The organism is Bordetella muralis (assembly GCF_054781015.1).
Genome location: NZ_BAAGVF010000003.1, coordinates 179,701 through 198,051 on the forward strand (window position 1 = coordinate 179,701; position 18,351 = coordinate 198,051).

An 18,351-nucleotide genomic window follows, 5' to 3' on the forward strand; every position below is an offset into this window, starting at 1 on the left:
CCATGTCGTCGTATTCGCTGGTGGTGTTCGATTGGGACGGAACCTTGATGGACTCCACCAACGGCATTGTTTCCGCCATTCAGGGCGCGTGCCGCGATCTGGATCTGCCCGTGCCGTCCGCCTCGGAGGCCAGTTGGGTGATTGGCTTGTCGCTGGAGAGCGCCTTGCGTCGTGCGGTGCCCGAGTTGACTCAGGCCATGTTGCCGCGGTTCCTCGAGCGTTATCGCATTCACTATTTATTGCGTGACCCCGATTTGCAGTTGTTCGAGGGAATAGAGCCTCTGCTGGGCGAACTGGCCGGCCAGAAAATCCGCTTGGCAGTCGCGACCGGAAAAAGCCGCGTCGGGCTCAATCGTGTGTTGGCCGCCACTGGCTTGCGCGATATCTTTGATGCTACGCGCACGGCCGACGAAACGTTCAGCAAGCCGCATCCCGCCATGTTGCATGAACTCATGCAGGAATTGGATGTCGAACCCGAACGCGTGATCATGGTGGGCGACACCTCGCATGACTTGAATATGGCGGCTAATGCCGGCGTGCATGGTCTGGGGGTCGCCTATGGTGCTCATAGCCCACAAGAATTGCTGGGGTGTACGCCCCAGGCTGTAGTCGATACTGTGCCTGCCTTGCGAGAGTGGCTATTGTCTCGCGTCGGGGCTTGATCGGGGTCTGATGCGCATCCTGGCGCCGTTTGCTTGCAGTGGTGGTTAGTCTGTTGTCATCTTTCGCGTCGACTGGAACGACGCCAGGAGATCTGGTCATGCTGATACGTAAGCCCCGTCACGAGCCCGCATCGTCCGAAATCACGCCCGAGGCGGTTTGGCAGTCGCGTCGCGAATGGATGGCGCGCGCTGCCATGGCCGCAGCGGCCGCGGGCTTGCCGGCTTGGGCGTCGCGCAGTGCGTTTGCCCAGAGCGGCGCCGAATTGCCCGGCCGGCCAAGTCCCGCCTATTCGGTCATGGACAAGCCGACCGAATGGAAAGACGTCACCACGTACAACAACTACTACGAGTTCGGGGTCGACAAAGGCGAGCCGGCAAAATACGCGGACAAGCTGCAGACCCGTCCCTGGACGGTCTCGGTCGAGGGCGAGGTGCTGCGTCCTCAAACCTTTGATATCGACACCCTGCTGAAACTGGCTCCTCTCGAGGACCGGGTCTATCGCCTGCGCTGTGTCGAGGGATGGTCCATGGTCATCCCGTGGGTGGGGTATTCGCTATCGACCTTGCTCAAGCAGGTCGAGCCCACAGGTAACGCCAAATATGTGGAGTTCACCACGGTCGAGCAGCGGGAAAATATGCCCGGATTGCGGTATCCCGTGCTCGAATGGCCCTATGTCGAAGCGCTGAGGTTGGACGAGGCCATGCATCCGTTGGCGTTACTGGTCTTTGGTTTATACGGAAAGGTCCTGCCGAATCAAAACGGTGCGCCAATGCGCCTGGCGGTGCCCTGGAAATATGGCTTCAAGTCGGCTAAATCGATTGTGCGTATTCGTCTGGTCGAACGTCAGCCGACGAGTTCGTGGATGCAGGCGGCTGCCAATGAATATGGCTTTTATGCCAACGTGAATCCCGACGTGCCTCATCCTCGCTGGAGCCAGGCGACGGAGCGGCGGATCGGCGAGGGCGGTTTTTTCACGCCCAAGCGCAAGACGCTGTTATTTAACGGGTATGCCGATCAGGTCGCCTCGCTGTATCAGGGGATGGATTTGACGGCGAACTATTGACGGCAAAATAGGTGTCTATGACTAAAGCCACTGCGTCTATGGCTGAGCCTGCTGCGCGTCGGGCGCAATGGTCCGCGGCAGCGGTGGCGCGATTCAAGCCGCTCTTATTTGTCGCGGGCTTGTTGCCATTGGCACGCTGGTTCTGGCTCGGGTTCAACGATGGCCTGACCGCCAATCCGATCGAGTTTTTGACACGTTCGTCTGGCACGTGGGCGCTAGTGTGTCTGTTGGTCACGCTGTCGATCACGCCTTTGCGCCGCTTGCTCAGGCAGCCGGCGCTGGTGCGCTTGCGCCGGCCCTGTGGGCTGTTTGCCTTTTTCTATGGCGCATTGCATTTCGTCGCCTGGGTGTGGTGGGATCGTGGTCTGGATGTCGGAGCCATGCTGCAAGACGTATGGGAGCGGCCTTTCATCACCGTCGGCTTTGCGGCTTTCGTGTGCATGACCGCATTGGCGCTCACCTCGACGCAGTGGGCCATCCGCAAGTTGGGGCGGCGATGGCAAATGCTGCATCGACTGGTGTATCTGATAGGTATCCTGGCCGTTGTGCACCTGTGGTGGCATAAGTCCGGCAAGAATGATTTTGAGCAACCCCTGATTTATGGCGCAATCCTGGCCGTGTTGCTGGGCTGGCGTCTAGTGCTGCGGCTCAAGTAGCGCCATGATGATGGCCCCTGTTTCCGCGTCGGGTTTGCCGTCGTAGTTGCTGGGGCGATAGTGCATCTGAAAGGCTGACAGCACGTTCTGGGTTTCGCGATCGAGTCGGCCGTGCTGGGGGCACGCGTAACCCAACTTGGCCAGCCGTTCCTGGAACCAGGCAACGTCGGGTGTGCCTTGGCGTTGCAGGGTGACCCAGTTCGTGGCGGCCTGCGCTTCGTTGTACCAGCGCCCGATGCCGGCTTCGGCGAGCTGCTTCCAGGGAAATAACGGGCCTGGGTCGGTTTTGCGCTGAGGGGCGATATCACTGTGTCCCACCACGTTTTCCGCACGGATGCCGTACCGTTTAGTCAGATCTTTTAACAGCAGAATCAGGGTCTGGATCTGGTGTTCGGAATAGGGCGCCCAGCGGGTCTGGCCGTGTGCCAGGTCGGTACGGCCGATATTGACCAGTTCGATGCCGATGGATACGGGGTTCAGCGACACCTGGTTGTACCACCGGCTTTCTCCCGCGTGCCAGGCGCTCTGGGTTTCGTCGACCAGGCGGTAGATGCGGGGGCGTGCGTCATCCGTGATCAGGTAGTGGGTACTGACTTGGCCCTGTGCCAACAGCCTCAGCGAGTTCTCTGTGTCCGTCGAGGTGTAGTGCAGCACGATATACCGCACCCGGCTGTCGTGACTGACGGCTTTGATCGAATCATCGACATCCAGGCGGGTAGACACGGGCTGGGGCCCCACGCAGCCCGCCAGGGCGAGTACCGCACCCGCCCACATCAGCCCCAGATGGCGTCGAGGGTGCGCGAAGCGGGAACTTGGGGGTATCGGCATAGGGCGGACTTACGTGCGTTGAGCAAGCGGCGATGATTGCAGGTGGCAAGGGCCGTCGGTCGTCGGCTAGGACGAGTTTACGCGCGCGGAGCGAGATACAGGAATAAGGTCGGCTGTTTGTCCAGTTCCGGCGCGAGCTGTTTTTTCCATTCGGCGATGCTGTAGGTGCGTACCCATTCGTCGTCTGTCGTGAGGGATCGGGCGACGCATAGCCGCGTGTCGCCGCGCAGTGCCGAGAGCAGGGTCGCGAACATGGCGGCGTTGCGATAGGGGGTTTCGATCAACAGTTGGGTCTGGTGGTGGCGGGCGGAGTGCTGCTCCCAGGCTTTCAATTGCTTGGCGCGTTCGCCCGGGTCGACAGGAGCGTAGCCATGGAATGCAAAGCGCTGTCCATCCAGGCCGCTCGCCATTAATCCCAGCAAAATCGACGAGGGTCCGACCCAGGGACGGACATGAATGCCGAGCCGATGCGCCGCGGCGACAACCGTGGCGCCGGGGTCGGCGACGGCAGGGCAGCCGGCCTCGGATACGAGGCCGATGTCCTGCCCCTTGTGCACGGGGGCCAGCCACTCTTGTATCTGGCCCACATCCGTTTTGGGGCTGAGCGTGTGGATGGTGATTTCCTGCAGCGGGCGCGCCGTGCCGATCTGTTTGAGAAATGCCCGCGCGGTTTTTGCGTTTTCGGCGATATAGGTGTCCAAGCTGCCTGCCAGGGCACGGGCATCCGCCGGTAACCAGCGCTCGGGTTGCGCAGGTCCCAGACCCACGGGGATGAGGTGTAGCGTGCCGCTCATGCTGCTTGTCCCTCGGGCTGCGCATGCGTCAGTGGGTCCAAGCCAAACGTGGTCAGCATGCCGGTCAGCGTGATCAGCGGCAGGCCGATGATGGCGGTAGGGTCATCGCTGCGGATATATTCCATCAATGCAATGCCCAGGCTTTCCGCTTTGGCGCTGCCTGCCGTATCAAAGGGAGCTTCGGCGCGCAGGTAAGCGTCGATGGCCGCATCCGAAAGCGGGCGGAATCGGCATTGCGTGACGACATCGGCTTTTTCCACGTGTTGGCCATCGGTGACCGCCAGCGCGCTATGGAACTCTACCGTTTGCCCGGCCAGCATCCGCAGTTGGGCCTGCGCGCGGCTAAAATCACCTGGTTTTCCGATCGGATTGCCATCGATGGTGGCGACCTGATCAGAGCCGATGATGATGCAGCCCGGTCGTTGGGCCGCTATGGCCATGGCCTTGTCGACGGATAGGCGCAGCGCCAGTGCCGCAGGGGACTCGTTCTCGTGGGGCGTTTCGTCCACATTTGGGGAAATTGCCTCAAAGGGCAGGCGCAACCGGGACAGCAGTTCACGGCGGTATGGCGAGCTCGAAGCCAGGATCAGGCGAGGTGTGGAAATGGGCATGCGTTGTTTGACGGTTAGGCGTAAGTCACGGTATTATCTAACGTTTTGCGGGATTTTTGCACGGCGCCTCGGTTTTGGGCGCTGAGGGATGTCTGCGCTTGCGGTCGCGAGAATATGTTTTGCGATGCGTGCAGCACAGCTAAAACGACAGGGTTACGGAGTTCGCATGAGTGACAATCAACGGGCAGGGGCGGCATCGCCGCGCGCGTCCGTGTCGGCGGATACTGTGATCGACGCGTTTGCGCTGGCCAGGCAAGGCGATTTTGTTCAGGGCGAGATACCACTGGTACGCTTGGCCCGGGCTGTCGAGGGGTTACCCGAGCAGCCCAGTGGCGAGGCGGGATTGGTCCGCTGGTCGGTCCAGGGCGAAATCGGCAAGGGTGTGATTGGAACGAGCTTTGCGTCCGGTCAGCCGCTCCTGCGCTTGCGTGTGCAGGCGCATCCTGTGCTGATTTGTCAGCGGTGCAATGCCCCGTTTGCTTTTGCAGTGGATTCCCAGGCAGTATTGCAGTTGGTCAAGTCCGAGGACGAGCTCGACGACGATCTGTCCTTTGATGCGCAAGACCCGGATGTTGCAGATTCGCTACCCGAAAAGGTCGTGGGTTCGCATCGTTTTGATCTGTTGGCCCAGGTCGAAGACGAGCTCATTTTGAGTATTCCATATGTGCCCAAGCATCCTGTATGCCCGGGCGCACAGGCCAAAGACGGCGACGCGCAGCAGGCGCCCGCCACCCAGCGTCCGTCGCCGTTCGCGGTGCTCGAACAATTAAAGCGTAAAGATTAGGTCAACATCGGGCGTGCATCGCGTACAATGCGCCCCGTTTCTAGGAGTCATCATGGCTGTTCAACAAAACAAAAAGTCCCCGTCCAAGCGTGGCATGCATCGCTCGCACGATTTTCTGGTCAACCCGCCGACCGCGATCGAGCCCACCACTGGCGAAAACCATCTGCGTCACCACATCAGCCCCAACGGCTTTTATCGTGGCCGCAAGGTCCTCAAGACCAAGGCTGACGAATAAGCCGCTGTAAAAGCGCTTTCGCACTCACGGCAGCAGCTGTACTGCACCTGTGATACGTATCGCCATTGACTGCATGGGCGGCGACTTCGGTCTGCCCGTTACGATTCCGGCCGCGATCGAGTTCGCCCGGCAGTTCCCCGATTCCAAGCTATTGCTGGTCGGGCTGCCTGACGCTATCGAAGCGGCCTTGAACGAACACAAGACCGCCCCGCGTGATCGTCTGGAAATCGTCCCCGCGACCGAGGTTGTCACGATGGACGATCCGGTCGAGGTCGCTTTACGTCGTAAAAAAGATTCGTCCATGCGCCTGGCGGCTCAAGCCGTCAAGGACGGGCGTGCCGACGCTTGCGTGTCCGCAGGCAATACCGGCGCGTGGATGGCGATCTCCCGCTATGTGCTGAAGACCCTGGATGGCATCGATCGTCCAGCGATCGCCACGTCCATTCCCAACCAGACCGGCCGGGCAACGACCGTGCTCGATCTGGGGGCCAACGTCGATTGCTCGGCGCAACACCTGTTGCAGTTTGCCATCATGGGTGCGGCGTTGACCCAGGCTGTCGATCATCGAGACAATCCGTCGGTGGGTTTGCTGAATATCGGCGAAGAAGTCATCAAGGGCAATGAGGTCGTCAAAGAGGCTGCAGAGCTCTTGCGCCGCAGTCCGCTGAATTTCTACGGAAACGTCGAAGGCAACGATATTTTCAAGGGCACCGTCGATGTAGTGGTTTGCGACGGTTTCGTTGGTAATGTCGTCCTCAAGTCCGTCGAAGGGCTGGCAAAAATGCTCTCCAGCGTGATCCGCGAGGAATTCAAGCGCAATTTGGTCACGCTGCTGGCCGGAGCCATCGCCAAGCCCGTACTCAACCGCCTGCGCGGCCGCGTCGACAATCGCCGCTACAACGGTGCTGCTTTGTTGGGCCTGCGTGGTGTGGTGATCAAAAGCCACGGCTCGGCTGACGTATATGCGTACGGGTTCGCCTTGCAGCGTGCGCGCGAGGCGGTAGTGAGTAAACTGCAAGAACGTACCGCCCAGACCGTGGCGCTGATCACTCAGCGCGTCCAGATGGGCGAAGCAGCCTCCGGCGCGTCCGAAACGGCCGGAGATACCGTTTGATGGGTAATGCAATGACATATGCCGTGATCGCGGGCTCTGGCAGTTTTCTGCCCGAGCGGGTCGTGTCCAACGACGAGCTGGCTGCCGAGCTGGCTACGCGTAATATTGCCACGTCCGACGAATGGATCGTTGAGCGGACGGGGATACGCCAACGTCACTTGGCCGAGCGTGGTGTGACTACCAGCCACCTGGCGACCGAGGCCGCCAAGCGTGCATTGGTAGATGCAGGTGTTCAGGCGGCGGATGTCGATCTGATCATCGTCGCGACCTCGACACCGGACTTCGTCTTTCCCAGCACCGCCTGTCTGGTTCAAGCCAATCTGGGCACCAAAGGCGGGGCTGCATTTGATGTGCAGGCCGTTTGCAGCGGGTTCGTCTATGCGCTCAGCACGGCGGATGCGTTTGTGCGGGCTGGCCGGGCGCGTTGCGCGCTCGTGATTGGCGCCGAGGTGTTTTCCAGCATTCTCGATTGGAACGACCGCAGCACCTGCGTGTTGTTCGGTGATGGGGCGGGGGCGGTGGTTCTCAAGGCCTCGGATCAGCCGGGCATCCTGGCTGCTCAGTTGCATGCCGATGGCTCTCAAACCAAAATCCTGTGCGCCGCGGGCAACGTCGCCTATGGCAGCGTCGTGGGCGATCCGTTCCTGCGCATGGATGGCCAGGCTGTGTTCAAGCAGGCCGTGACGGTACTCGATCGCTCCGCGCGAGACGTATGTGCAGAGGCAGGCGTGGGCGTGTCAGATGTCGACTGGCTCATCCCTCATCAGGCCAACGTCCGTATTTTGAATTTCCTGGCCCGTAAATTGCACGTTCCGACTGAAAAGGTCGTCATTACGGTCGATTCCCATGCCAATACCTCTGCCGCCAGCGTTCCTTTGGCGCTGGATGCCGCGCGCCGTGACGGGCGAGTCAAGCCGGGGCAACTGGTGTTGATGCAGGGCGTGGGAGGCGGTTTTACCTGGGGCTCGGTGCTGGCGCGCATGTAGTGCGGCACGTCCATGTGTTGCCTGCGCCACGAGGGCGGTGGCAACCTCAGCGGTCGCCCGATGTCGGGTATTCTCCCAAATCTGAAATCTGTTGATACTTCCATCATGAAAATCGCGTTTGTGTTTCCTGGCCAGGGTTCGCAGTCGGTCGGCATGCTCGATGTCTGGGCCGGTAACGCTGCTGTGGCCGATGTCATTGCCCGTGCGGGTCAGGCACTCGACCAGGATCTCGGCGCCTTGATTGCACAAGGTCCTGCGGATCAGCTCAATCTGACTATCAACACCCAGCCCGCCATGTTGACGGCAGGCGTTGCCGTATACGCTGCCTGGCGTGCTGCCGGCGGCCCGCTGCCGGCGCTGATGGCCGGCCATAGCCTGGGCGAATACGCCGCCTTGACGGCTGCCGGCGCGCTGACTCTCGAGGACGCCGTGCGCCTGGTGCGTGTGCGCGCCGATGCGATGCAAGCCGCTGTGCCCGTTGGCACGGGAGGCATGGCCGCGATCCTGGGCTTGGATGACGATGCGGTGCGTGCTGCTTGTGCTCAGGCTGCCCAGGGCGAAATCGTCGAAGCTGTGAATTTCAATGCGCCTGCCCAGGTCGTGATCGCCGGCCACAAGGCCGCCGTCGAACGCGCCTGCGAGGCTGCCAAGGCTGCAGGCGCCAAGCGTGCCTTGCCGCTGCCTGTATCGGCGCCATTTCACTCCAGCTTGCTAAAGCCCGCTGCCGAGGTGCTGGCCAGCGCTTTGTCGCAAGCCTCCGTATTGGCGCCTCAGGTGCCCGTCATCAACAACGTGGATGTTGCTGCGCCTGGCGAGCCGGACGCCATCCGGGATGCGCTGGTGCGCCAGGCATGGCATCCTGTGCGCTGGGTGGAAACCTTGCGCGCCATGAAGGAACAAGGCGTCACTCACGTCGTCGAATGCGGCCCTGGCAAGGTACTGGCGGGGCTGACCAAGCGTATCGACAGCGAGCTCATCGGGCTTTCGATCACCGATCCGGCCTCTCTCGAGGCCGCTCTGGCGACGTTAGGACAGGCCTGAGGCCGTTCTGCGTACCGATCGCCAGTCATTACGGAAACGGATATGGATAAACAATCAGCAGAATTGCAGGGCAAAGTGGCATTGGTCACGGGTGCCACACGCGGTATCGGCAAGGCCATTGCCTTAGAACTCGCACAGCGCGGCGCCATCGTCGTCGGCACAGCCACCAGCGAGTCCGGCGCCCAGGCCATCGGCGAAGCGCTTGCGCCGCTGGGCGGTCGCGGTGTCGTGCTGGACGTTACCGACGCGCAGGCTTGTGATGCGCTGATCGACACCTTGAGCAAGGCGCCCGAGGGTGGCCCTCACATCCTGGTCAATAACGCCGGCATTACACGCGACAATCTCGCCATGCGGATGAAGGACGAGGAATGGTCTGCGGTGATCGATACCAACCTGGCTTCGGTGTTTCGCCTGTCCCGCGCCGTATTGCGCGGCATGATGAAAGCCCGTTGGGGCCGCATCATCAATGTGACCTCTGTGGTGGGCTCCAGCGGCAACCCCGGTCAGGCCAACTACGCGGCGGCCAAAGCCGGCGTTGCAGGGATGTCGCGTGCATTGGCACGCGAGCTCGGCAGCCGCAACGTGACCGTCAATTGCGTGGCGCCCGGTTTCATTGATACTGACATGACTCGCGCTCTGGGCGAAACCCAGACGGCGGCACTGTTGCAGCAGATTCCGCTGGGCCGTTTAGGCTCGCCGACGGACATTGCTCATGCCGTGGCCTTTTTGTCCGGACCGCAGGCAGGTTACATTACGGGAACAACGCTGCACGTAAACGGCGGAATGTACATGTAAAGTCGGCCTGAAAAAGGGCGATTTTGGGGTGCGTCTCACGGCGTACTGTTACTTTTATCACGGCCAGGCGTTTGCATTCCTCTACGCTTGGCTATAATTCGCGGGATTTTTCCCACTTGGAGATCTGCATGGAAAGCATCGAACAGCGCGTCAAGAAGATCGTCGCTGAACAACTTGGCGTTAACGAAGCCGAGATCAAAAACGAGTCCTCCTTCCTTGACGACCTCGGTGCCGATTCGCTCGATATGGTTGAACTGGTCATGGCGCTCGAAGACGAATTCGAGACCGAGATCCCCGACGAAGAGGCCGAAAAGATCACCACCGTGCAGCAGGCGATTGATTACATCAATTCGCACGGTAAGCAGTAAGCGCAGCCTATATTGTTCCCGGCGTTATCCCATACAGGGGTAGCGATCGGGAGTCGGGGCGGTTTCAGAGGTGTCGTGCGGTTCGCATGCGAGAGTATTGTTACGATATTCTTGCTTGTCTGCCGTTCGCACGGCGCATCCGAAAGCCGCCTTTCTTTTGTCTTTTAGGAGTCCTCCGTGAAGCGACGAGTCGTCATTACCGGCCTGGGTATCATCTCGCCCGTGGGCAACGATATCTCCAGCGCCTGGGACAATATCGTCAACGGACGTTCTGGCATCAGCCGCATCTCCCGTTTCGATCCTTCTGCCATCACCACGCATATCGCCGGTGAGGTCAAGGATTTCGACGTCACGCAGTACATGCCCGCCAAAGAAGCCCGCCAGATGGATACCTTCATCCATTACGGTATGGCTGCGGGCATTCAAGCCTGGCAAGACAGCGGGCTGGACGTTACCGAAGCCAATGCTGACCGCATTGGCGTGATCGTGGGGTCCGGCATTGGCGGTCTTCCCCGTATCGAAGAAACGCAGACCGAACTGCTCGCCAAAGGTCCGCGACGTATTTCCCCCTTTTTCGTGCCTGGCTCGCTGATCAACCTGATTTCCGGCCAGTTATCGATCCGATTCGGCATGAAAGGCCCGAGCTATGCTGTGGTGTCCGCATGTACGACGGGCTTGCACTGCATCGGTGATGCCGCGCGCCTGATCGAATACGGCGATGCCGACGTCATGCTGGCGGGCGGTGCCGAGTCCACCGTATCGCCCCTGGGTATCGGCGGTTTTGCTGCCATGCGCGCCCTGTCGACCCGTAACGACGATCCGACGACGGCATCGCGCCCCTGGGACCGAGACCGCGATGGTTTCGTGCTGGGTGAGGGCGCTGGCGTCCTGGTCCTCGAGGAATACGAGCACGCCAAAAAACGCGGTGCTCGCATTTACGGCGAGTTCGCGGGCTATGGGATGAGCTCGGATGCGCATCACATCACCGCTCCCGACAAGGACGGTCCCCGCCGTGGTGTGGTCAACGCCTTGCGTAATGGCGGCATCAACCTCGACGAGGTGGATTACGTCAACGCCCATGGCACCTCGACGCCGTTGGGCGACAAAAACGAATCCGATGCGTTGAAACTGGCCTTTGGCGATCACGCCAAAAAGCTGGTGGTGAATTCGACTAAATCGATGACGGGTCACCTGCTCGGGGCTGCCGGCGGTATCGAGGCGGTGTTCACCACGCTTGCGGTGTACCACCAGAAATCGCCACCCACCATCAATATCTTCAACCAGGATCCCGAGTGTGACCTGGATTACTGCGCCAACGAGGCTCGGGACATGAAGATCGACGTGGGGCTTTCCAATTCCTTTGGTTTTGGCGGCACCAACGGCTCCATGGCCGTTCGCCGGGTTTAATTTGACCGTCCTCTGGGAACCCGGCCTGCGGACGCTGTGCGTTCCGGTGCGCGCGACGCGTCACGCGGCCGTGCGCGCGATCCGCGCGGTTGCGGGCAGCCGTCGCTGGCAGATCCGCCAGGGGCGGCACTGGGTTCACGCCGTCTTGCAAGATAGCCAGCGCGGCCCGTGCTGGCTGAGCCTGCGCCTGCAGGCCGATGCGTCTGCTGCGGGCCCTCGTACCCTCTATCGCGTCTCCATTTGGCAACCGGGCGTTCCCGCAGCAGTCTGGCGTCGGGTTTGCCTGCTGGCTGGGGCCGCTCAGCGCCTGCAAGCATCACCTGTGCAGGGGGCGTCATGAGCGAGCGCGATGTCGACGCCGAATTAGTCGCCCGCGTACAACGGGGCGACAAGAAAGCCTTTGACCTGCTGGTGCTCAAGTACCAGCGCAAAATCCTGCGGCTATTGGGCCGCATGATCCGCGATCCCGCCGAAATCGAGGATGTCGCTCAAGAGGCCTTTATCAAGGCCTACCGGGCGCTGCCCCAATTTCGCGGCGAGAGCGCCTTTTATACCTGGCTTTACCGCATTGCCGTCAATACGGCCCGCAATTGGCTGGCCTCTGCCGGGCGTCGTCCCAGCGCGCCAAATGCAATTGAAACCGAAGACGGTGAAACTTTTAACGAAACAGACAACCTAACCGATATCAGCACACCGGAATCCATGGTGGCTAGCCGGGAAATCGCCGAGACAGTGAACGCCGTCATCGAGGAATTGCCCGAAGAGCTCCGGACCGCTATCGTGCTGCGTGAAATCGAAGGTATGAGTTACGAAGACATCGCCCAAAGCATGGACTGCCCCATTGGCACGGTACGTTCGCGCATATTTCGTGCGCGCGAAGCCATCGCCACCCGGTTGCGTCCATTGCTGGACACCGATGCCGAGCGTCGTTGGTAAGGAGCGGCAGTCATGCAGTCAACAGCAAAATCAGTGGTAGAGACCGAAGTTTCCCTCGAGGAGTCGGTGTCGGCCTGGATGGACGGTGAGCCATCCGATTTCAATTTTCCCGACCTTTCCACTGAGCAAGGCCGTCGAACCTGGGATACCTATCACCTGATAGGCGATGCTCTGCGCAACGCCGATCTGGCTGTCAGCCCCAGTGCGAATTTTCACGCGCGTCTGTCTCGTGCGCTCGATGCCGAGCTGCCGATTGTTGCGCCGCAGCGACGTCGTTCTCCGTTACGTTTCGGGCTCTCCAGCCTGGCCGTTGCCGCCGCCGTTGCTACCGTGGCGTGGGTAGCCCAGCCTTACATCATGGGCGGCAATAGCCGCCCGGCCGATACCCGTACGTTGGCGGATGCGTCCATCAACGAAACTCCGGCGCTACGTGACTACCTCGAGGCTCATCGCCAGATGGCGGGGCCCAGTGCGGTACGCCAGGTGTCGTTTGATGCCGGAGCCGGACGTTGATCGCACAGTTACAACATTTCTGTCGTCCCGCATGGCATCGTGCCGGCTTGATCCGCCGGCCGATACAAGGGGCAGGGTGGGCGTTGACTGCGGTTTTCCTGGTCGCGTTTTCCTCTTTGCATGACGCCGCCCGGGCTGCCGAGGCTGCGGCACCGGACTCGGCAGTACAACTGCTCTACGATATTCAGCAGGCTGCGCGCAAGCAGGACTATGCGGGCGTATTCATGTACCAGCAGGGCGAGGCCATTCAGTCGTCCCGGCTCGTTCATGTAATTGATGGCACAGGCGAGCGTGAGCGTCTGGAAATCCTGGATGGCCAGCCTCGCGAATACTTGCGCCACAACGACGAAATTCAATGCCTCATTCCCGAGCGCAAGACTGTGTTGATGGAGCCGCGTCGCGGTGACCGCTTCCCGGGCTTGCTGCTGGGTAATCCGACAGATTTGGCGCAACATTACGACATTCGGGTGCAAGACAAGCTGCACCGTGTCGCGGACCGCCAATGCCGGATCATCACGATTCAGCCGCGCGACGGGCAGCGCTATGGCTATCGGTTGTGCGCAGATGTGGCCACTAATTTGCTGCTCCGCGCGCAGACGGTGGACAGCGATCACAGCGTCGTCGAGCAGGTATCGTTCAGTTCCATCCGCTTGGGCGACAAGGTCGATGCGAATGAGTTGACGTCGCCGTGGAACACGCGAGACTGGAAGATCTTGCAGCCCAAGATCGAGACCATCGATCTGGCGGCTCAGGGATGGCGTATTCCTGCCCCGGCCGGGTTCGTCTCGGTCATGCAGGTAGTGCGTTCGATGGGGCGCAGCAATGTCAGCCAGCTCGTGCTGTCTGATGGGCTGGCCGCCATTTCTGTCTTTATCGAACCCTATGATGATCAACGCGACCATCCCATGTCCAACGGGGCGGTGCGGCGCGGTGCGATCAATATCTATAGCACGCGCATCGCTGATTTCTGGCTGACGGCGCTGGGCGAGGTCCCCGCCGAGACGCTGGAGCAGCTTGCCACCTCTACTGAATACGTGCCTGTATCTTCTCAATAACAATAAAGCCTGCAAAAGGTATGGGGAGTTTTCGGAGTTCTCTCATGGAATCACTTTCAGTGTCGAAACCTTTTATCCGGCGCTTTGCCCCTGCAGTCATGTCAGCCGTCTTGCTGGCCGGCGCCTACGGGCCTGTTGCACAAGCACAGACGCAAGCACCGGCTGCGGCCAGTCCCGCGGTAGTGCTGCCTGATTTCAGCGACGTCATTGCCAAAGCCGATCCTGCTGTGGTCAATATCCGCACGACGGCCAACGTGCCGGTGCGTTCGCCAGGCGGCAGCGGTGACCCCTACGAATTATTCCGCTGGTTCTTCGGTCCGGATTTCCAAGGCCCCGGCGTCCCGCAGCAACCGCATCCTACGCCCCGTCAGGCCCCCGAGGAGCGCAAAGTCCCCCGTGGTGTCGGTTCAGGATTCTTTATCTCGGCTGATGGCTACATCCTGACCAACAATCACGTTGTCAGCGACGCGGCTGATATCTATGTCACGCTGACCGATGGGCGCGAGTTCAAGGCCAAGGTCATCGGGACGGACGAGCGCACCGATGTGGCGCTGATCAAGATCGATGCCAAGGATATGACTCCCCTGGCGATCGGCGACCCCAAACAGCTCAAAAAGGGCCAATGGGTACTGGCAATCGGCTCGCCGTTTGGGCTGGATTCCACTGCAACGGCGGGTATCGTCAGCGCCATGAGCCGCGATACAGGTGAATACCTCCCCTTCATTCAGACCGATGTGGCGGTCAACCCCGGCAACTCGGGCGGCCCGCTGATCAACCTGAAAGGCGAGGTCGTCGGGATCAACTCGCAGATCGTCTCGCGTAGCGGCGGTTTCATGGGTATTTCCCTGGCCATTCCGATTGACGAAGCCATGCGCGTGGCCGACCAGCTGCGTGCCAGCGGCAAGGTGACTCGTGGCCGTATCGGCGTGCAGATCGGTGAGGTCGGCAAGGACGTTGCCAGTGCCATTGGTCTGCCCAAGGCCGAAGGCGCGCTGGTCAGCAATGTCGAGACTGACGGCCCCGCTGGAGATGCCGGCGTCAAGGCGGGTGACGTGATTACGTCATTCAACGGCGAGACCATCAAACGCTGGTCCGATTTGCCTCGTATCGTCGGGGAGACCAAGCCGGGCACCCGTGCCGACATGGAAGTCTGGCGCCGTGGCAAAACCGTGACGCTGTCGGTCAAAGTGGGCGAGCTTACTGCCAAGGCCGATGATTCCGAGGAGACCCCTCAGGAAGAGGCCCAGCCGGCCGGCAATGCCCTGGGATTGGGCGTGGTGAATGTTCCCAATGATGTTCAGCGCAAACTGGGCATCAAGGGCGGCGTTCAAGTGCGTACAGCCACCGGCGCGGCGGACGCTGCCGGCCTGCAGCCCGGCGATATCGTCCTGGCGGTCAATAACACCGACGTGACGGATGCGAGCCAGTTCAACAGTCTGGTCAGCAAGCTGCCCAAGGGCAAAGCGGCAGGTTTATTGGTCCGTCGTGGTGACCAAGCGCAGTGGGTGGCGGTCGAGCCGTCCAAATAAGCGCCAAGACCGGCTAAAATGGCTGGTTGCCACAAAAGTGGCTGCCACGCCGTATCCGAGGTTTGTTGCTCCCATAGGGGCGGCACATACCTCGGGAGCGGCCAGGCGGCACAGCAGGGGGCGCGATGCGCCCCCTCGTTTTTGGCTGGTTCTTTTCTCGTGACCCGAGTGACATCGGGGCTCGGTATGGTGACCGCAGTCTTGTATGGCTTGCGTTTGTGTCTCTGTCGCGCACCGGGTTTGCGTGCGTTTTGTCCCTAATAAATCCACTCTATGCAGCATATTCGCAATTTTTCCATCATCGCCCACATCGATCACGGCAAATCGACCTTGGCCGACCGCCTGATCCAACGTTGCGGCGGGCTGGCAGCGCGCGAGATGTCCGCTCAGGTGCTGGATTCGATGGACATCGAACGCGAGCGGGGCATCACCATCAAAGCCCAGACCGCTGCGCTGGAATACCATGCCCAGGACGGCAAGGTCTACAATCTGAACCTGATCGACACTCCGGGCCACGTCGATTTTTCATACGAAGTCAGCCGCTCGCTGTCAGCCTGCGAGGGCGCATTGCTGGTCGTTGATGCTTCGCAGGGCGTTGAGGCACAAACGGTCGCCAACTGCTATACCGCGATCGAACTGGGCGTCGAAGTGTTGCCCGTACTCAACAAGATGGATCTGCCACAAGCCGATCCCGATGCCGCCCGCCAAGAAGTCGAGGATGTGATTGGCATCGATGCCAGTCAGGCCGTATTGGCCAGCGCCAAGACCGGGATGGGGATCGACGAGATTCTCGAGACTGTCGTGTCGCGTGTGCCGCCTCCTGTCGGCGATCCGGACGCACCGCTGCAGGCGCTGATCATCGACTCCTGGTTCGACAACTACGTAGGCGTTGTGATGCTGGTGCGTATCGTCAACGGTACGCTCAATCCCAAGGACAAAATCCTGCTGATGGCGTCCGGCGCCACGCATTTGTGTGAGCAATTAGGGGTGTTTACCCCAAAGTCCCAACCCCGCACCAGGCTATCGGCAGGCGAGGTGGGCTTTATCATCGCGGGCATCAAAGAGCTCGCCAACGCCAAAGTCGGCGATACCATTACGCTCGCCGGCAAGCCCGCGCCCACACCGCTGCCCGGCTTCAAAGAGGTCAAGCCGCAGGTGTTTGCTGGCTTGTATCCGGTCGAAAGCTCTGAATATGACCAACTGCGCGACTCGCTCGAAAAGCTCAAGCTCAACGATGCCGCGCTGATGTTCGAACCCGAGGTCTCTCAGGCGCTGGGCTTTGGTTTCCGCTGCGGCTTTTTGGGCCTGCTGCACATGGAGATCGTGCAAGAGCGCCTGGAGCGCGAGTTCGATATGGACATCATCACCACCGCGCCGTCGGTGGTGTACGAGGTCGAGCAACGCGATGGCACTCTGGCCGTGATCGACAGCCCGGCGCGCATGCCGGAAGTCGGACATATCGTCGATATACGCGAGCCCATCGTCAAGGTGACGCTATTCATGCCCCAGGAATACGTGGGGCCGGTCATGACGCTGTGCAATCAAAAGCGCGGTGCGCAGATCAACATGAGTTACCACGGCCGCCAGGTCCATCTGACGTACGAGATCCCCTTGGCTGAAATCGTGCTCGATTTCTTCGACAAACTGAAATCCGTGTCGCGCGGCTATGCGTCGATGGACTATGAGTTCCTCGAATACCGCTCGGCAGACGTGGTCAAGGTCGATCTGCTCATCAACGGCGATCGTGTGGACGCCCTGGCCATGATCGTGCACCGGGCCAATGCCCGCTATCGTGCGCGTGACGTGGTGACGCGGATGCGTGGCCTGATTCCTCGCCAGATGTTCGATGTCGCGATTCAGGCGGCCATTGGTGCCGAGGTGATCGCGCGCGAAAACGTCAAGGCCTTGCGCAAGAACGTGCTGGCCAAGTGCTACGGCGGCGACATCACCCGCAAGAAAAAACTGCTTGAAAAGCAGAAAGCGGGCAAAAAGCGCATGAAACAAGTGGGTAGCGTGGAAATCCCCCAAGAGGCGTTCCTGGCTATTTTGCAGGTCGAAGACAAGTAGTAAGAAAAAGGCGGCAACCCTATGAGTTGGAATTTTGCACTGATACTTTTTGTGCTGTTGGTGGTGACCGGTATTGTTTGGGCGCTGGACGTGTCGATGCTGCGTCGCAAGCGCGCGCAACGCGGCCGGGAGGCCGCCGACGCCGTCGATACCAGCTATGTGACGGATCCCCAGGAGGCCACTCGCATGCGCCAGGCCGCGCTTGAGTCCGCGACCCGTGTGCCGTGGTGGATCGAGTATGCCGTCAGCTTCTTTCCCGTCATTTTGTTCGTGTTCGTACTGCGCTCTTTTGTGGTCGAACCATTTCGCATTCCGTCGGGGTCCATGCTGCCCACACTGCAATCGGGCGATCTGATCCTGGTGAACAAATTCAGCTACGGCGTGCGTCTGCCTATCGTTGACAAAAAAGTCGTCGATACCGGCTCGCCTCAGCGCGGCGATGTGGTCGTTTTCCGCTATCCCGTAGACCCCAGCGTGGACTACATCAAGCGTATTGTCGGCTTGCCGGGTGACGAGGTCGCCTATCTGGACAAAAAACTCTACGTCAATGGCCAGCTGGTGCCCCATGTCCAGGATGGCGAGTATTTCGAGCCGGATCGGGTGTCGTATATTGCCCAATACAAGGAAAAATTGGGCGATGTTGAACACCAAATCCTGCTAGATGAGGGTAAAACACAGATGTACGGCCCAATTTGGCAGTTTCCCAACATGGGCAACTGCCAGTATGCCCGTAATGGAGTACGCTGCAAGGTGCCGGAAGGACAATATTTCGCCATGGGCGACAACCGGGATAACAGCGCCGATAGCCGTTACTGGGGGTTTGTCCCGGATGCCAATATCGTCGGAAAGGCATTCTTTATCTGGATGAACTTCAGCGACTTAGGCCGCATCGGCAGCTTTCACTGA

Annotated in this window: 21 protein-coding genes; 18 read left to right on the forward strand and 3 right to left on the reverse strand. The window is 60.3% G+C overall.

The genetic code is table 11. The features are described 5' to 3' along the window. The first annotated feature begins 2 nt into the window (after positions 1 to 2). From ACYVIT_RS05965 to msrQ, 3 genes are all read left to right on the forward strand, one after another. Complete coding sequence (locus tag ACYVIT_RS05965; protein ID WP_415808662.1) at positions 3 to 662, forward strand: HAD family hydrolase; 660 nt, start codon at positions 3 to 5, stop codon at positions 660 to 662. Between the two features lie 98 nt (positions 663 to 760). Further along, complete coding sequence (gene msrP, locus ACYVIT_RS05970) at positions 761 to 1,726, forward strand: protein-methionine-sulfoxide reductase catalytic subunit MsrP (protein ID WP_415808661.1); 966 nt, start codon at positions 761 to 763, stop codon at positions 1,724 to 1,726. 38 nt (positions 1,727 to 1,764) lie between these two features. Beyond that, a complete protein-coding gene (gene msrQ / locus ACYVIT_RS05975) occupies positions 1,765 to 2,382 on the forward strand; it encodes a protein-methionine-sulfoxide reductase heme-binding subunit MsrQ (protein WP_415808675.1) in 618 nt (205 codons plus the stop codon). Here the strand turns inward: msrQ and ACYVIT_RS05980 are convergent. From ACYVIT_RS05980 to ACYVIT_RS05990, 3 genes are all read right to left on the reverse strand, one after another. Beyond that, on the reverse strand, positions 2,362 to 3,156 hold the full coding sequence (locus tag ACYVIT_RS05980) for an N-acetylmuramoyl-L-alanine amidase (protein WP_415808674.1): 795 nt from the start codon (positions 3,154 to 3,156) through the stop codon (positions 2,362 to 2,364). The two genes, msrQ and ACYVIT_RS05980, sit on opposite strands and share 21 nt — an antisense overlap. A gap of 131 nt (positions 3,157 to 3,287) precedes the next feature. Continuing rightward, positions 3,288 to 4,004, reverse strand: a complete 717-nt coding sequence (locus tag ACYVIT_RS05985; protein WP_415808660.1) for an SAM-dependent methyltransferase — start codon at positions 4,002 to 4,004, stop codon at positions 3,288 to 3,290. Then, positions 4,001 to 4,615, reverse strand: coding sequence for a Maf family nucleotide pyrophosphatase (locus ACYVIT_RS05990; RefSeq protein WP_415808659.1), 615 nt, complete (start codon positions 4,613 to 4,615; stop codon positions 4,001 to 4,003). The genes ACYVIT_RS05985 and ACYVIT_RS05990 overlap by 4 nt, the downstream gene beginning before the upstream one ends. A 166-nt stretch (positions 4,616 to 4,781) precedes the next feature. Here ACYVIT_RS05990 and ACYVIT_RS05995 point away from each other — a divergent pair, with 166 nt between their 5' ends. The 15 genes from ACYVIT_RS05995 to lepB all read left to right on the forward strand — a co-directional run bounded on the left by ACYVIT_RS05995 (position 4,782) and on the right by lepB (position 18,351). Further along, positions 4,782 to 5,399, forward strand: a complete 618-nt coding sequence (locus ACYVIT_RS05995; RefSeq protein WP_415808658.1) for a YceD family protein — start codon at positions 4,782 to 4,784, stop codon at positions 5,397 to 5,399. Between the two features lie 52 nt (positions 5,400 to 5,451). Further along, positions 5,452 to 5,634, forward strand: a complete 183-nt coding sequence (gene rpmF / locus ACYVIT_RS06000) for a 50S ribosomal protein L32 (RefSeq protein ID WP_094820226.1) — start codon at positions 5,452 to 5,454, stop codon at positions 5,632 to 5,634. Between the two features lie 49 nt (positions 5,635 to 5,683). Continuing rightward, a complete protein-coding gene (plsX, locus tag ACYVIT_RS06005) occupies positions 5,684 to 6,748 on the forward strand; it encodes a phosphate acyltransferase PlsX (protein WP_415808657.1) in 1,065 nt (354 codons plus the stop codon). Then, complete coding sequence (locus ACYVIT_RS06010) at positions 6,748 to 7,734, forward strand: beta-ketoacyl-ACP synthase III (RefSeq protein ID WP_415808656.1); 987 nt, start codon at positions 6,748 to 6,750, stop codon at positions 7,732 to 7,734. Before plsX ends, ACYVIT_RS06010 begins: the two co-directional genes overlap by 1 nt. A 105-nt stretch (positions 7,735 to 7,839) precedes the next feature. Next, positions 7,840 to 8,775, forward strand: a complete 936-nt coding sequence (gene fabD / locus ACYVIT_RS06015; protein ID WP_415808655.1) for an ACP S-malonyltransferase — start codon at positions 7,840 to 7,842, stop codon at positions 8,773 to 8,775. 42 nt (positions 8,776 to 8,817) lie between these two features. After that, the gene (fabG, locus tag ACYVIT_RS06020) at positions 8,818 to 9,570 is read left to right on the forward strand and encodes a 3-oxoacyl-ACP reductase FabG (RefSeq protein WP_415808653.1); all 753 of its coding nucleotides are present in this window, start codon (positions 8,818 to 8,820) and stop codon (positions 9,568 to 9,570) included. Positions 9,571 to 9,698: 128 nt separating this feature from the next. Continuing rightward, entirely contained in the window at positions 9,699 to 9,938 is a 240-nt protein-coding gene (gene acpP / locus ACYVIT_RS06025) for an acyl carrier protein (protein ID WP_003813816.1), read from the forward strand. 177 nt (positions 9,939 to 10,115) lie between these two features. Continuing rightward, positions 10,116 to 11,345, forward strand: coding sequence for a beta-ketoacyl-ACP synthase II (fabF, locus tag ACYVIT_RS06030; protein WP_415808652.1), 1,230 nt, complete (start codon positions 10,116 to 10,118; stop codon positions 11,343 to 11,345). 1 nt (position 11,346) lies between these two features. Continuing rightward, positions 11,347 to 11,685 (forward strand): hypothetical protein, encoded by a 339-nt coding sequence (locus tag ACYVIT_RS06035; protein ID WP_415808651.1) that lies wholly within the window; start codon positions 11,347 to 11,349, stop codon positions 11,683 to 11,685. Beyond that, complete coding sequence (rpoE, locus tag ACYVIT_RS06040; protein WP_415808650.1) at positions 11,682 to 12,281, forward strand: RNA polymerase sigma factor RpoE; 600 nt, start codon at positions 11,682 to 11,684, stop codon at positions 12,279 to 12,281. The genes ACYVIT_RS06035 and rpoE overlap by 4 nt, the downstream gene beginning before the upstream one ends. Positions 12,282 to 12,293: 12 nt before the next feature. After that, positions 12,294 to 12,794, forward strand: coding sequence for a sigma-E factor negative regulatory protein (locus ACYVIT_RS06045; RefSeq protein ID WP_415808649.1), 501 nt, complete (start codon positions 12,294 to 12,296; stop codon positions 12,792 to 12,794). Beyond that, positions 12,791 to 13,849 (forward strand): MucB/RseB C-terminal domain-containing protein, encoded by a 1,059-nt coding sequence (locus ACYVIT_RS06050; protein ID WP_415808648.1) that lies wholly within the window; start codon positions 12,791 to 12,793, stop codon positions 13,847 to 13,849. The genes ACYVIT_RS06045 and ACYVIT_RS06050 overlap by 4 nt, the downstream gene beginning before the upstream one ends. 44 nt (positions 13,850 to 13,893) lie before the next feature. Then, positions 13,894 to 15,378, forward strand: coding sequence for a DegQ family serine endoprotease (locus ACYVIT_RS06055; RefSeq protein WP_415808647.1), 1,485 nt, complete (start codon positions 13,894 to 13,896; stop codon positions 15,376 to 15,378). 273 nt (positions 15,379 to 15,651) lie between these two features. Continuing rightward, a complete protein-coding gene (lepA, locus tag ACYVIT_RS06060; protein ID WP_415808646.1) occupies positions 15,652 to 17,445 on the forward strand; it encodes a translation elongation factor 4 in 1,794 nt (597 codons plus the stop codon). A 21-nt stretch (positions 17,446 to 17,466) separates the two neighbouring features. Further along, a complete protein-coding gene (lepB, locus tag ACYVIT_RS06065) occupies positions 17,467 to 18,351 on the forward strand; it encodes a signal peptidase I (RefSeq protein WP_415808645.1) in 885 nt (294 codons plus the stop codon).

Bases quoted from the DNA above. Each gene is read 5' to 3' on its own strand.
- ACYVIT_RS05980 (WP_415808674.1), bottom strand. From the start codon at position 3,156: ATGTGGGCGGGTGCGGTACTCGCCCTGGCGGGCTGCGTGGGGCCCCAG.
- acpP (WP_003813816.1), top strand. From the start codon at position 9,699: ATGGAAAGCATCGAACAGCGCGTCAAGAAGATCGTCGCTGAACAACTT.
- lepB (WP_415808645.1), top strand. From the start codon at position 17,467: ATGAGTTGGAATTTTGCACTGATACTTTTTGTGCTGTTGGTGGTGACC.
- fabG (WP_415808653.1), top strand. From the start codon at position 8,818: ATGGATAAACAATCAGCAGAATTGCAGGGCAAAGTGGCATTGGTCACG.
- ACYVIT_RS06055 (WP_415808647.1), top strand. From the start codon at position 13,894: ATGGAATCACTTTCAGTGTCGAAACCTTTTATCCGGCGCTTTGCCCCT.
- ACYVIT_RS05995 (WP_415808658.1), top strand. From the start codon at position 4,782: ATGAGTGACAATCAACGGGCAGGGGCGGCATCGCCGCGCGCGTCCGTG.
- msrQ (WP_415808675.1), top strand. From the start codon at position 1,765: ATGGCTGAGCCTGCTGCGCGTCGGGCGCAATGGTCCGCGGCAGCGGTG.
- ACYVIT_RS06010 (WP_415808656.1), top strand. From the start codon at position 6,748: ATGGGTAATGCAATGACATATGCCGTGATCGCGGGCTCTGGCAGTTTT.
- ACYVIT_RS05965 (WP_415808662.1), top strand. From the start codon at position 3: ATGTCGTCGTATTCGCTGGTGGTGTTCGATTGGGACGGAACCTTGATG.
- ACYVIT_RS06045 (WP_415808649.1), top strand. From the start codon at position 12,294: ATGCAGTCAACAGCAAAATCAGTGGTAGAGACCGAAGTTTCCCTCGAG.
- ACYVIT_RS05990 (WP_415808659.1), bottom strand. From the start codon at position 4,615: ATGCCCATTTCCACACCTCGCCTGATCCTGGCTTCGAGCTCGCCATAC.
- lepA (WP_415808646.1), top strand. From the start codon at position 15,652: ATGCAGCATATTCGCAATTTTTCCATCATCGCCCACATCGATCACGGC.
- fabD (WP_415808655.1), top strand. From the start codon at position 7,840: ATGAAAATCGCGTTTGTGTTTCCTGGCCAGGGTTCGCAGTCGGTCGGC.
- msrP (WP_415808661.1), top strand. From the start codon at position 761: ATGCTGATACGTAAGCCCCGTCACGAGCCCGCATCGTCCGAAATCACG.
- rpmF (WP_094820226.1), top strand. From the start codon at position 5,452: ATGGCTGTTCAACAAAACAAAAAGTCCCCGTCCAAGCGTGGCATGCAT.
- ACYVIT_RS05985 (WP_415808660.1), bottom strand. From the start codon at position 4,004: ATGAGCGGCACGCTACACCTCATCCCCGTGGGTCTGGGACCTGCGCAA.
- rpoE (WP_415808650.1), top strand. From the start codon at position 11,682: ATGAGCGAGCGCGATGTCGACGCCGAATTAGTCGCCCGCGTACAACGG.